Consider the following 12,923-nt stretch of genomic DNA (forward strand, 5'->3'; position numbering starts at 1 on the left):
ACCTAAAAATCTGTCTTTTAGGTTCTAAGAATAGCTAAATAATATTTTTACCCTGCTCGGGGTCGCGAGACTGTTCCGCTTGTTCACGTATCTCATCAGTATCACTACTCACATCATTCAGCGTATCTGAGTGTTCTTGCGTATCTGTCTCATGCTTAGGAACTTTTGATGGCTGAAACTCTGTGTCCGTCCGCTCATCGTTTGGCATGTTAAGCAAAATACGCTCGCGCGCGTCGTCCGGCATACTGATATCTTGCTTGGTAAACTCATTAACTAACGCTCTCATGAGCTGCGAACTAACTTTTTGCGTGCTGTGCTGTTCGCTGTTGACCCAGAAATACAAACTGAAATTGATTGTGGATGCGCCCAAGCTGTCTATGAGTACTTGCGCAGGGGGGTCGCTTAATACTGCCGTTTGCTGATTAGCAATAGCCAAGGCTAGCGTTTGTGCGCTGCGTATATCATTATCATACCCAATGCCGATTGCTACTTTACCTCGCATCCTCGGATTAGCGGTTAAGTTTTTAATGGTATTTTTATACACCGTCGCATTGGGTATTTGAATATGATTACCGTCATAATCAACCAGTGTGGTTGCTCGTGCCGTAACCTTTTTAATCACACCTAACCGGCCATCCACTTCTATTACATCGTCTATTTTGAACGGCCGCTGAATGCTTAATAGCAGACTTGCGATAAAGTTCTCAGCGATATCTCTAAAAGCAAAGCCAAGGATTAGACCAATCAAGCCAGTGCCACTCATGATGGCAACGGCAAATTCAGTAAGCCCTGCTAAACGTAAAAACAAATAGGCACCTAACAGAATAACAAGAGCACTGATTGCTCGCCTCGCCACAAGCACGACAAGTTTACTGTCGGTCATCAAATCGATGGGCTTAATCAGTAAGCGTGACATCGGCCCTGCTATGACATAGCAGATCATAAACAGGACTAACCCTAGCAGCAACGTGGGCAATAATTGCACGCTTGCGTGAACTAATTGTGTGAACTGATCATGAAAAAAAGACCACGAGAAAGCATCGCTGCCAAAGCTTTGAGGAACGGTAGATGTGTTAGTGGGCATCGCTTATCATCCATGGTTAATCTTTATGCACTGTAACAGCAAATTTATGACCGTACACTAATTTGAGTTGGCTATTATTTGTCGTTACTCAAAAACTAACAACACCGGGAAGTTATGTATGAGTAAAACTAAAAAAGGACTGTATGCTGAGCAACCAGGGCATATTCCTATTAAGGGGTGGTGGGATATTGCGAAACGTATTTTTAATCAAATGGACCGAGATAATTTATCTCTGATTGCTGCAGGCGTAGCATTCTACGCCCTGCTGGCTATTTTTCCAGCGATTGCGGCACTGGTGTCTATCTATACTTACTTTGCTTCACCAACCGACATTAGTGAACATTTAGGGCAATTTGTCATGTTGCTACCTGAGAGCTCGCGCGAACTGATTTTATCGCAAGTATCAGATTTCGCACAAAGCTCACAAGCCAGCTTAAGTTTAAGCGCTATTGGTACCTTGCTATTGACCATTTGGAGTAGCTCTAAAGGCAGTCAGGCCTTAATCACCGCCTGTAACATTAGTTATCAAGAATACGAAAAACGTTCTTTATTTAACGCTCTGTTGGTGCGCTTTCTGTTTTCAGTAGGTGCTATTTCGGTGGCCATTTTTGCTTTGATCATTATTGGTATTTTACCGATCGTATTGAACTTAGTGGGTATGAAAGACAGCATTGATTTAATGATCAAGCTTATCTCATGGCCTATTTTGGCGTTTACATTTAACTTCGCTTTAGTCCTTCTATACCGTTACGCGCCCCATCGAAAAATTGCTAAATGGCGATGGGTCACGCTAGGCTCATTTGTAGCGACTGTGTTATGGATTGTTGCGTCAATTGGCTTCTCGTTTTATGTTTCGAATTTTGCCAGCTATAACAAAACGTATGGTTCACTCGGTGGTGTTGTGATTATGCTGATGTGGCTGTATATCAGTGCCTATATTTTAATACTCGGTGCGGTAATTAATGCTGCTACGGAACAACAAACATCCAAAGACAGTACGGTCGGTCCAGCTCAAGAAATAGGACAACGCGGTGCTTATGTTGCCGATCACACAGCGGTCAAAGATGATTAAAATACCCAGTAAGCGGGAGACAAAACCATCACGTGACCAGAAGAGGAGCATTACTTTTTAATCCTACTCAACCGGTATTCGATACTTATTAAAAAGCGCTTGTTCCTTTTCACCCTTCATGGCTAAGCGCCCTTGGTTCCAAATGTCGATCAATTTTTGCCTTTCGCCCGCGGGTATTTGCGTGGAATAGATCGGCATTTCAACAAGTTTTTTCTCTAAGCCGGGACGGACGATTTGCAGTGAGTTCTGTAAGTCTAGTTGATTTAAAACATACTGAAGCACCAGCTCGTTATCAGCGTATAAGTCGACTCGATTGTTTTTGATCATCTGGAATACTCGACCAATAACATCATCATTGCCAGCAATCACTTCTACCAGCTGAGCATTTTTTGGGTTGTCGATATAATTCTGATAGTTTTCACTCATGGAGCTATAGTCCCAACCGGGGCCAGTCGCAACACGCCTATTTTTTAACGATGAGATGCCGTCATATCGCCAAGTATCGCCCTGCCTAACGACAAAAGCGCTATCGTAGGCAAAAGTAGGTTCATCTGCATAGACAAAGCCTTTATCAGCGTGTTTGGAATACAAGAACTCTGGCAACATGTCACACAGCCCTTCTGCCACCATATCAAGACCTCTCGCAAGAGGCACTTCATAGTATTCAAGTGTGTAGCCTCTTTCGGAATAGATGTGTTCAAGCATCTCGATAATGATGCCGCGCTCTGGTGCACTTTCTGTGGGAAAGATTGTCATGGGAGGCCATTGGTCGTAACACACTTTGAGTGTCACGGCTTGACTAGGACTCGATACACTCATCATCAGAACGCACAAAAGAGTCGGCAAAATTCTGCATTGGCTATCTTTCAACACGATCTCTCCCTTTATCTTTCGCTCCGTAGAGCTTCAAATCGGCACGTTTAAACAGATCATCGATGAGTTGATCATCAGGCTCCGATGATTCAACACCAAGGCTTACCGTATAAGTGACTGTCTTACCTTCTATTTCCAATGTTGTCTTACTGACCGCTTGGCGTATTTCGTCAGCGAGCTGGAAAGCGGCGTCCAATTTCGTATCAGGCAAAAATATGGCGAACTCTTCGCCACCTACTCTGCCCAGCAGATCGGATTCTTTTAAAAAGCTCTGCAATATTTGAGTGAACTGAATCAGTACTTTGTCGCCGATAAAATGACCGTAGGTATCGTTGATACGCTTAAAGAAATCCAAATCCAGCAGGATAAAAGAGGCTGTCGATGTTTTTTGCTGAGAAAGAACCAGCCGTTGCTGCGCAGCTTCGAAGAAGCTCCCGCGATTTAATACATCCGTCAGTGAGTCTCTTGTTGCCAGATACTTAAGTTTCTCATTGAGGATTTGTAAATCTTCCGTGCGTTTTGCAACCGCCACTTCCAACCAATCTCGCTTAGCTTGCTCATCTTCTAACAAGTTTTGCCGATCTATCGACATAGCACTAAGCATACGATTCATATGCCCTTGAAGTTGGTTTAGCTCATTACCTTCGTTATTTGCAAGATGGATGCGTTTACTGAGATTTTGACTTGATTGCACCTCATCAACTTGTGACATCAACTCTTTTAGAGGCGCAGCTAAAAAACGATCAAACGCCCAAATAAACAGCCAAAATAAGATCGTCATTTTGATAATCGCGGTCGTCGCAATTAAAGCAAAACCAAACCATACTCGCTCAAATACCACATCAGAGGATGAGTAGAGCTTTAATGAACCCAGCCCTATGCTTTCGCCATTGAGAGTCCAGCTTAACTGGGTTGTCGAGTCAAAAACAGACACTGGTATGGCGTCAGGATCGTAAAACCTTTTCGATAGAATGCTTTGTTCATTTTGGTCGACGATATCGACACCTTCGATGATAGGCATTTGAATAAGCCCAGAGGCGAGTTCATCTAACTGCTTCTGGTCGTATTGCCACAAACTCGTCGATATCGGACCACGTACGGTTGCTTCCAATTGCTTTAATTCACTGACAATAGCATCCTGCGTTTTCAGGTACTCACTCAAAAATTGGACGCTTGTGATTAGCAAAGTAACCACTAGATATAAGGAGAAAATCACGCGCATCATTTTTTGGGAGAGGTTGTTCGGGCGACGCAGAAAACTTATCAACATCAAAAGCACCCCTTTCCTTTCCAATCTACTTGGATTTAAGTTTACCCTAGATAAACACCTATAGTGATTGAGAAAGAGTAACAAAATGTTCCAGACAGAAGCTCTCTCACTGACATCTTCAGCTCTATTCAGGCTCGACTGGCAAACACATCCATCTGCTTAGCAAGATCAAAGTCTTTATCTGATAGCCCAGAAACATCATGTGTAATCAGTTGAACTGCGACTTTGTTGTAGACGTTCGACCACTCGGGATGATGATTTTTCTTTTCAGCGTACATGGCACACATGGTCATAAAACCAAATGCGTGTTGGAAGTTTTTAAACTTGAAGGTTTTTGTGAGTTTACCCTCTTCAATAATCCAGTTCTGAATAGCGTCTGCATTGAGTTGTATAAGGGCTGAATCAATCTCATGTTGCTCTAATGTTTGCGATGCCATATTGGCTCCTTATGATTTGAATGTGGTGGCTCTTAGCGCGTTTCCCAATTTATCAAGGAATTGATAGCGGATGAAAGCGAATCCAGCTTATAACCCGCCTCACCTAAGTAATGTGAGCTCTCAGACAATACGACTGTGCCTCATGTTTATCGAAACTTGTTATACTAAAACCTCTCTTAGTTTGGCATGCAGACGCAAACAATGACCAATGACTCTCAACCTATCTTCTGGCGTGACCCTCAGTTTCCGCATATAGACTTACGCTATATCGCCGATGGGCATCAGGTACGTTACATTCCGCATTCTCATGAGCAGTGGTCAATCGGAGTTATTTTGAAAGGACAAAGCTCTTTTCTCTGTGGCGACCGACTTCATCAAGTTGCTCAAGGGGACTTGGTTATTATGAATGCCCAAGAGGTACATTGTTGCAACCCAGCCCCAGAATCCGCTTGGTCGTATTACATGATGCACATTGACTGCCATTGGCTGGCTCAAAGACTGTTTGAGGCGGGGATTCAAGACGAAGCGATTTGGGAGCCTACACTGCGAGATGTTATCAAAGACTCAGCGTTATCTGAAATAATGTGTAAAGTCTGCGATCTGCTCCTGTCCGATACCTCGACTAACGAAAAATCCGTCGCGTTGAATCGTTGGCTAACACAGCTGTTTGAACATATTAAACAGTTACCAAGGGAGTTTAATGAACGGAACGCGCCACCAGCACTGGCTAAGGTGGCGTTCTATTTGATTGAGCATGGTGACCTTGATGACCCGATTGATATGGTTGCTGCACGCTTTGGCTTCAGCAACAGTTACTTAACTCGACAATTTAAGCGTTATTATCAAACAACACCTCATGCTTTTAGAATCAATCGCCGCATTCAACTTAGCCAAATTGCACTCAAAAATGGCGTGCCTATTGCAGAAGTCGCCAATCAGTTTGGGTTCAGCGATCAAGCTCACTTCCAGCGCGCTTTCAAAGAGCGAGTCGCCGCAACACCGAAGCAATATCGAACGACCCCCTGTCACCACTAATAGAAAATCGCAAAACAGCTCAGCACTAATCCCAGAGCAAGCATTCGATTCAACACCCGAATACGTCGCGGCGAGCTCAACCAATCGCTTATCCAAGCACCTAACAGCACCCAAGCCATAAGTGATAACCAGCAAATGACTAAATAAATACCTGCAAAGACCCAAACGGCACTGGCTTCGGCCTGCTGCGTGTACGCCGCGATACCCGCAATTGATGCCAACCAAGCTTTCGGGTTTAGCCATTGCATAACCGCGCCTAACCATGGCGTCGGTGCAGACGTTCTCCCCCGGTCAGATAATTCGCCCGAGTCCCGTATTAACTGCAAACTGACGTATAACAGAAAGGCAACACCAGCCCATTTTATATACTCCATCAATTGCGGAATCAGACCCACAATCTGCTGTAGCCCAAATCCGATTAAAAGAAACAGCGCAATGAACCCAAGCGTCGCGCCGGTCACAAAATAACATCCTACTCGCACACCAAAACGCGCCCCACTGCTCACCCCAACCAAGTTGACTGGACCTGGGGAAAGCGAGGCGGCTAAAGCAAATAAACTCATTGAAATTAACGTCGAAACAGCCATGACAGTCTCCTCTTCTTTGACTGTTCATAGCATGCGGTCATCGCCGAAGTGAGTATTGAAGAATACTGACCAACGTTTATGTTTCAACCGCTTCATCATTTGGCACTGGTCACTGTAGAGGAAGGAATATACAATCTTGCAAACTTTTAGTTGCCCTATCTATTGCATTTTTACAAGGAGTATAAAATGGCCATTCTTTTTTCATGCCCATTAAAAAAATCGGTTATTAGTGTGTCTGTTGTTCTGCTGTTAGCAACAACCGGCTGCTCTGTTACTCAATCAAACCACTCAGTCACTTCTGAAACAGTCAGCAGCTACAAAACTGACTACAATGGCGTTAAAACAACACTGGTCGTTGGCAACTTTCAAAATCGCTCTTCCTATATGCAAGGTTTGTTTTCGACCAATACGGATCAGCTTGGCAACCAAGCAAAAACAATCCTAAAAACGCATTTGCAACAAACCAATCGCTTCAGAGTCGTAGATCGAGAGAATTTAAACATTTTAAAACGTGAAGCAGAGTTAAACGGTGTCACCCAGTCGTTAACTGGTGCGCGTTATACGTTAACGGGCGATGTGACGGAGTTCGGCCGTAAAGTCACAGGTGATAAACAACTCTTCGGTATTTTAGGCTCAGGAAAAACCCAAACCGCTTATGCAAAAGTCAGTTTGAATATTGTAGATGTGATGACAGGAGAAGTTGTTTACGCGACTCAAGCAGCGGGAGAATACGAATTAAGTAATCGAGAAGTTGCTGGCTTTGGGTCTACGGCTGGTTATGATGCAACATTAAACGGAAAAGTTTTAAACTTCGCCATCACCGAAGCGGTTAACAATGTCGTTCGTGATTTAGAAAATGGTACATGGACCGTACAATAATATGAAGCCAACCTCTGTCATTAACAGCAGTAAGGCTCGTTTCTCTTTACTGGGTATTATTTTATTCGCCTTGGTAGGTTGTTCTGCACCGCGCAGCACATTCTACTGGGGCGAGTACGAGAGTATGCTTTACGGCATGTATTTAGAGCCAGGCAGTGCAGATTCGGCAACCCAAATCGCTATCCTGCAAGAAGATATTCAAAAAAGTAAGTCTATGGGGATGCGCATTGCTCCAGGAATTCATGCTCACTTGGGGTATATGTATGCTCTAGAAGGCAACATGCCTCAGGCAAAAGCAGAATTGATTCTGGAAAAGAACCTATTTCCAGAATCAGCCACGCTGATTGACGGCATGCTTACTCGTCTTGAGGAAAAAAACAATGATGCCATTTAAAGCACTAACGCTATTATCAAGCCTATTGATGACTTTATTTCTAACAGGCTGCTCTACACCTCCCTCATATAACTACGACGCTCTGCTGGCATCAGAGCCTCGATCTATTTTGATCATTCCACCAAAAAATACTTCAGTGGAGGTCAACGCCCCGTATATTTATTTGTCTACAATCAGTAGACCTTTTGGAGAAAAGGGATACTACGTTTTTCCGGTCGCTGTGATCGATGCTTTTCTAAAAGAAAACGGTTTACCAACGCCAGAAGAAATGAACTTTGTACCGTTAGATAAACTGTATGAGCATATTGGCGCTGACGCCGTGTTATACACAGAAATCAATGACTGGGGGCAGAAGTACAAGATACTGTCCTCTGAAACCGTCGTAGATGTATCCATGACATTACTAGACGGTAAAACCGGCGCACTTTTATGGAACGCAAGGGCTTCGGCTGTAAGAAGCTCGGATTCAGGCGGAGGCGGACTCCTTGGCAACTTAATAAATGCCGTCGCAACACAAATCATTAACTCGTACAGCGATCAGACCCCTACAGTGGCCCGAGCAGCTAATAATCTAGCCATCAATCAACCTAGCCGAGGCCTCCTGAACGGCCCCTATGCTTTACCAAAAGAATAGCTGAGCACATGCTTATTAGGCACCAGATGGACACGCATCCATCTGGTCTTGTGCGCTTTCCAACCGCAAAAATACTACGTATTGCTATTTAGAATTTGGCTTAAGATTACGCCCCCTATGAGTCAACTTTTTGCTCATATACCGACGATTAACAACAATCACTCTAGCTATAAATTACCTAAAAAAAGCTGATAGGCAGGTAAAAGTCCAATTCAAAGATCTCATCGTCTTCCAGAAAATGATTTTTATAGTAGTACACGTAAGCTGGTGTAGAGCGCAGTTTGAAGCCTGATTTGGGCAGCCAGTGCTCTACTATTTTACTGATTTGAGGCAGCAGTTCGCCATACTTTCCTGATAGGCGAAAGATAGCGTGTAAGCCAGCCGGTATCGTCAGCTGGCAAACTATTGAGCGTCTTTCTAGAGGCCGATCAATGGCCAAACAGGCAACGTAGCGACACTTGTCCAATGCCACCCAAGCTGGGTTAGAGTGATGCAAGCCGAGCTGATCTGAAAACACCCTCCCTTCGGTGTCGGCCCACGCTTTGAGAATGAGCCACGCGCGGCGTATCGAGCGATCATAGCCGGTGTGCCGAACATACGCGACAAGTCGTTCAGATACATCTTTGATCTTAGGCTCGGGCAATGGATGCTGCGCAACTATACGATAGCCAGCAGCGATCTCTGGGTCGCTTAGGTAAGGTTTATCGCTGATTTGGTTGTCGTAATGCCGCCAGGCACTGGGGGACATTTGAAAAGTGGCTTTAAACGCTTTATTGAACGACGATACCGATTGAAAACCACAACGATTTGCAATGTCTAAAATGCTCGATTTCGAGGCAAACATCAGCTGGTTCGCAGCGTACTCCATCCTTGTTCGGCGAATATAACTGTGCACCGACTCACCAACGACGCGTTTGAAGACACGATGAAAATGCTGCTCTGAATACGCCGCTATATCGGCCAATGTTTTTGCACTGAGCGCTTGGCTAATATCTTGGTGTATGTAAAACAGCACATCGTTAATACGTGATTGTTGTAGATCGTTCATAGGCGGAACATCATAAATGGACAATTATAAGATCATATATCGACAAATCAGTTCGCACAAATGGACAATTAAATTTTCACCAACCGCAGTAGCATGATGGCACTCCTTCTCTTTTAACTCATTCCACGAGGCCATTATGGAATTAACACAGTCTTTTCAGTGTCTACAGCCGTCTTATATCCGAGAAATCTTAGCCGTGGCAGGTGACCCCAATACCATTTCATTAGCGGGTGGATTACCTGCCGAACAGTCTTTTCCAATGCCCATTTTTCAATCTATAATGTCGCAACTCGCAAACGATTCGAGTCTGTTTCAATATGGCCCGACACAAGGGTATGCCCCGTTACTCGACTACTGCGACCAACACTTTTCTCTAAGTCCTACGGATCAGTCCTTAGTGACCACTGGCTCTCAACAAGGTTTGGATTTAATTGCTAGGGCGTACCTTAATCCTAGCGATGGCATTGTGATGGAAGCGCCCAGCTATCTCGGCGCAGTGCAAGTATTTGAACTGGCTCAAGCACGTATCATTCCGGTTGATCAGACGTCTGACGGACCAGACCTAACGCAGCTAGAGCAGTGTTTTGCACAACACTCGCCGAAACTTTTTTATGCGGTACCCGACTTTCATAATCCCACCGGCGTGTGTTGGTCACTTGCCGTACGTAAACAAGTGGCTCAGTTGTGTCGCCGTTATGATGTTGTACTGATAGAAGATGCCCCCTACCGTGAACTGCGCTTTGCAGGCGAGATGCTACCCATGGTCTCTGAACTGTGCCCTGAACAGGCCATCGTGCTGCGATCGTTTTCGAAATACGCCTCACCGGGCATAAGGTTGGGCGTGATTACGGGTGAAAGCCACCATATCCATCCGTTAATTACGCTTAAACAGGCATCCGATTTGCACTCTAGTCTCCCGATGCAAGCACTACTATTAGGCTTATTAACCCATGACCATTTTCCACAACATTTACAAGCGATCAGAGCACTGTATGAATCCCGTTACAAGATACTTGCAAACGCCATAGCGGAGCACTTACCGAACTCGTGTTCTGTTTGGCCGGCGGAAGGCGGCATGTTTCTATGGCTCACCTTGCCAACCTGTGATGTGAACACCTTAGCGAAAACGCTGTTAAAAAATGGTGTCGCTGTGGTTCCGAGTTCTGTCTTTTATCCAGCACATATGGAAGGCTCCTACTCAGCGCTTCGTTTGAACTTCACCAATGCTGAGCCAGAAGCGTTAGTTAAAGCGATCACCCGAATGGCCGCTGTTTTTAATGATGAGATGTAAACTTACAGAAGTAAGTCTGCCATTTCACACACTTAAAGACTGTTTAGGCCATTTATATCATGGCCTAAACATTTCCTTTACTAACTCAGGTGATAAACTGGCTCCATACCGTAAACAGGGGTTTTAATACCTTCCATGCGGGCTTTTAATTGCAGTGATAAGTATTGAGAGTAGTGCCTGGATTGATGCAGGTTGCCGCCGTGGAACCAAAGTGCGTCTTGATGAGTTGGCTTCCACATATTACGCAGTTCTCCTTCCCAAGGGCCAGGGTCTTTCGTGGTGTTCGATCCCATGCCCCAGCACTTACCCACTTTATCGGCTACCTCTTGCGAGATAATTTTAGCCGCCCAGCCATTCATCGAACCAAACCCTGTGGCATAGACAATCAAGTCGGCTTCGAGCTCTGTGCCATCCGTTAATACAACGGATTTGGGTTTGATGTATTCAATAGACACACCGGATTTAAGCTTGATATCACCGTTAGCAACCAAATCGGATGCGCCCACGTCAATGTAATAGCCAGAGCCGCGGCGTAGGTATTTCATAAATAGACCAGAGCCATCTTCACCAAAGTCGAGTAAGAAACCTGCATCAGTTAAACGTTGGTAAAAGTCTTTATCTCTTTCCGCAACCGCTTGGTAAGCCGGAATATGGAATTGCGGCATGATTTGAAACGGAACGGAAGCAAAGGTTAGATCGGCTTTATACGTCGTCATGCCATTTTCCACCGCTTCCTCTGAATATAAGCCTCCTAACACAAGCTCCATTAACGAGTCCGACTTAATGATATGCGTCGAAGAGCGTTGGATCATGGTGACATCGGCGTCGTTTTCCCAAAGTGCGCAACAGATATCATGGGCGGAATTATTGCCTCCCAGCACCACACACTTTTTACCTTTATAGGCTTCACCACCTGGGTGTTTACTGGAGTGGTGTTGCTCTCCTTCAAAGGTTTCCATGCCAGGTATTTCGGGAATATTGGGGATACCAGACATCCCCGTCGCCAAAACAAGCTGTTTAGGGCGTAACGTCAGTGTCTCGCCATTTTTTTCGACGCTAACTAACCATTCTTGCTTTTCTTCGTCGTATTGGGCACTCGTACAACGGGTAGATCCCCAGTAGTTGATTTCCATAACCTTGGTATACATCTCTAACCAGTCACCAATTTTGTCCTTGGGTGTAAACACTGGCCAGTTTTCAGGAAATGGCAGATACGGCATGTGGTCGTACCAAATCGGGTCATGCAACGAGAGCGATTTATAGCGATTACGCCAGGTATCGCCAGGCTTTGGTAGCGCATCAATAACGATGGTTGGTACATCCAATTGGCGTAGACGAGCCGCCAACCCAATACCGCCCTGCCCACCGCCAATGATCAGGCAGTAAGGTTGCTCGTCATAACCTAATGTACGCTCTTCCTGTTGACGCTTTTCCAGCCATGTTTGGCGATTCTTGTTGGCACCGTGCTCCGCACCTTTGGGACGAAGCTTGTTACGCTTCTCAGGGTAGTCTTTCAGCTCAGTCATCGTCGTTAAGAACGTCCACGCCAACCCATCGCGCAAGCGAAGATACGCGCGACCTCTAGCAACCGCGGTATCAAACGTAATCCAAGCATCAATAACACCGTCAGTGTCTGTAGCATCCTCCTCTAACTGCCAGTTTGTTGGTTGAACATGACTAACCGTTTCACTCACCATATCGCGAATCGCGTCACGTCCTTCCAGCGTTTTGATGTTCCATGTAAATGCGACTAAGTCTCGCCAGTATCCGTCTTTTTCAAACAACGATGCGACGTCGTCGGAGGCATTTGAATGAAAAGCATTGGATAGTTTTTCCAGCCAATTCAGGACGGCACTGTTAGGTTGATGGGCTGCGCTTAGCATTGATTGCTTAGATGCGGATTGGGTCATAAGTATCTCCATTGCAGATTGTTGTTTTTGTTACTGCGTTTGTCTCGATAGGACAGCCAACAAGAAATCAGTTAAATCGTCATTCGGATTATGTCGGTGCGTAAGACTCAGCAGCTTACGTGCCAACAGTCTTCCTGAATGGAAGATGCACTTTTAAGTTATTGCTTTTTATAGGTTTATCATGGCATTCATATTTTTCATTAGGTGACCCTCATAACCTTTCGAGCGTCCTGAGAGTTGCACCTGTCACTCTTTTTATTACAGGTGTAACGCTTATTGTTACAGGTGAAATTTTAACTATTTGATCACCAAAACAGTGGTTGTAAAGAAGTCTAGAAAGGTTCTTTTTTCGGGGGTAGACTGAAGGCAGTCAAAAATAAATATAAATAGACCAAAACAAGGTGTGAGC

Annotated in this window: 13 protein-coding genes; 6 read left to right on the plus strand and 7 right to left on the minus strand. The window is 44.9% G+C overall.

What is annotated here, in order from left to right; genetic code table 11:
• Positions 1 to 34: 34 nt before the first annotated feature.
• Positions 35 to 1,084, minus strand: a complete 1,050-nt coding sequence (locus tag AYW76_RS03245) for a mechanosensitive ion channel family protein (protein WP_067215694.1) — start codon at positions 1,082 to 1,084, stop codon at positions 35 to 37.
• Positions 1,085 to 1,202: 118 nt separating this feature from the next.
• Here AYW76_RS03245 and AYW76_RS03250 point away from each other — a divergent pair, with 118 nt between their 5' ends.
• On the plus strand, positions 1,203 to 2,156 hold the full coding sequence (locus tag AYW76_RS03250) for a YihY/virulence factor BrkB family protein (protein WP_067215697.1): 954 nt from the start codon (positions 1,203 to 1,205) through the stop codon (positions 2,154 to 2,156).
• A 63-nt stretch (positions 2,157 to 2,219) separates the two neighbouring features.
• Here AYW76_RS03250 and AYW76_RS03255 read toward each other — a convergent pair whose 3' ends face one another.
• From AYW76_RS03255 to AYW76_RS03265, 3 genes are all read right to left on the minus strand, one after another.
• Positions 2,220 to 2,912: a substrate-binding periplasmic protein gene (locus AYW76_RS03255; RefSeq protein ID WP_231872535.1), complete on the minus strand. Its 693-nt coding sequence runs from the start codon at positions 2,910 to 2,912 to the stop codon at positions 2,220 to 2,222.
• A gap of 103 nt (positions 2,913 to 3,015) precedes the next feature.
• A complete protein-coding gene (locus tag AYW76_RS03260) occupies positions 3,016 to 4,299 on the minus strand; it encodes a sensor domain-containing diguanylate cyclase (RefSeq protein ID WP_197467753.1) in 1,284 nt (427 codons plus the stop codon).
• Positions 4,300 to 4,427: 128 nt separating this feature from the next.
• Entirely contained in the window at positions 4,428 to 4,736 is a 309-nt protein-coding gene (locus AYW76_RS03265) for a 4a-hydroxytetrahydrobiopterin dehydratase (protein ID WP_067215701.1), read from the minus strand.
• Positions 4,737 to 4,922: 186 nt separating this feature from the next.
• On the opposite strand from AYW76_RS03265, the gene AYW76_RS03270 reads away from it, so the two are divergent.
• Positions 4,923 to 5,771 carry an AraC family transcriptional regulator gene (locus AYW76_RS03270; RefSeq protein WP_231872536.1) on the plus strand — a complete coding sequence of 283 codons (849 nt, stop codon included), beginning with the start codon at positions 4,923 to 4,925 and terminating at the stop codon, positions 5,769 to 5,771.
• Here the strand turns inward: AYW76_RS03270 and AYW76_RS03275 are convergent.
• Positions 5,768 to 6,358, minus strand: a complete 591-nt coding sequence (locus tag AYW76_RS03275; RefSeq protein WP_067215708.1) for a LysE family translocator — start codon at positions 6,356 to 6,358, stop codon at positions 5,768 to 5,770. The two genes, AYW76_RS03270 and AYW76_RS03275, sit on opposite strands and share 4 nt — an antisense overlap.
• A gap of 186 nt (positions 6,359 to 6,544) precedes the next feature.
• On the opposite strand from AYW76_RS03275, the gene AYW76_RS03280 reads away from it, so the two are divergent.
• Genes AYW76_RS03280 through AYW76_RS03290 form a run of 3 tightly spaced genes read left to right on the plus strand, consistent with a single transcriptional unit; the run spans position 6,545 to position 8,265 of the window.
• Positions 6,545 to 7,237 (plus strand): CsgG/HfaB family protein, encoded by a 693-nt coding sequence (locus AYW76_RS03280; protein WP_067094480.1) that lies wholly within the window; start codon positions 6,545 to 6,547, stop codon positions 7,235 to 7,237.
• Position 7,238: 1 nt separating this feature from the next.
• Positions 7,239 to 7,631, plus strand: a complete 393-nt coding sequence (locus AYW76_RS03285; RefSeq protein ID WP_067215711.1) for a DUF4810 domain-containing protein — start codon at positions 7,239 to 7,241, stop codon at positions 7,629 to 7,631.
• Entirely contained in the window at positions 7,618 to 8,265 is a 648-nt protein-coding gene (locus AYW76_RS03290) for a DUF799 domain-containing protein (RefSeq protein WP_197467754.1), read from the plus strand. Before AYW76_RS03285 ends, AYW76_RS03290 begins: the two co-directional genes overlap by 14 nt.
• Positions 8,266 to 8,443: 178 nt before the next feature.
• Here the strand turns inward: AYW76_RS03290 and AYW76_RS03295 are convergent, their stop codons facing one another.
• Positions 8,444 to 9,313, minus strand: coding sequence for an AraC family transcriptional regulator (locus tag AYW76_RS03295; protein ID WP_067215716.1), 870 nt, complete (start codon positions 9,311 to 9,313; stop codon positions 8,444 to 8,446).
• Between the two features lie 136 nt (positions 9,314 to 9,449).
• On the opposite strand from AYW76_RS03295, the gene AYW76_RS03300 reads away from it, so the two are divergent.
• A complete protein-coding gene (locus AYW76_RS03300) occupies positions 9,450 to 10,604 on the plus strand; it encodes an aminotransferase-like domain-containing protein (protein WP_067215719.1) in 1,155 nt (384 codons plus the stop codon).
• 80 nt (positions 10,605 to 10,684) lie between these two features.
• Here the strand turns inward: AYW76_RS03300 and AYW76_RS03305 are convergent, their stop codons facing one another.
• The gene (locus AYW76_RS03305) at positions 10,685 to 12,514 is read right to left on the minus strand and encodes an NAD(P)/FAD-dependent oxidoreductase (protein ID WP_082866081.1); all 1,830 of its coding nucleotides are present in this window, start codon (positions 12,512 to 12,514) and stop codon (positions 10,685 to 10,687) included.
• Positions 12,515 to 12,923 lie beyond the last annotated feature (409 nt).

Origin of the sequence: Marinomonas gallaica (assembly GCF_001639745.1) — a bacterium.
Classification (GTDB): domain Bacteria; phylum Pseudomonadota; class Gammaproteobacteria; order Pseudomonadales; family Marinomonadaceae; genus Marinomonas; species Marinomonas gallaica.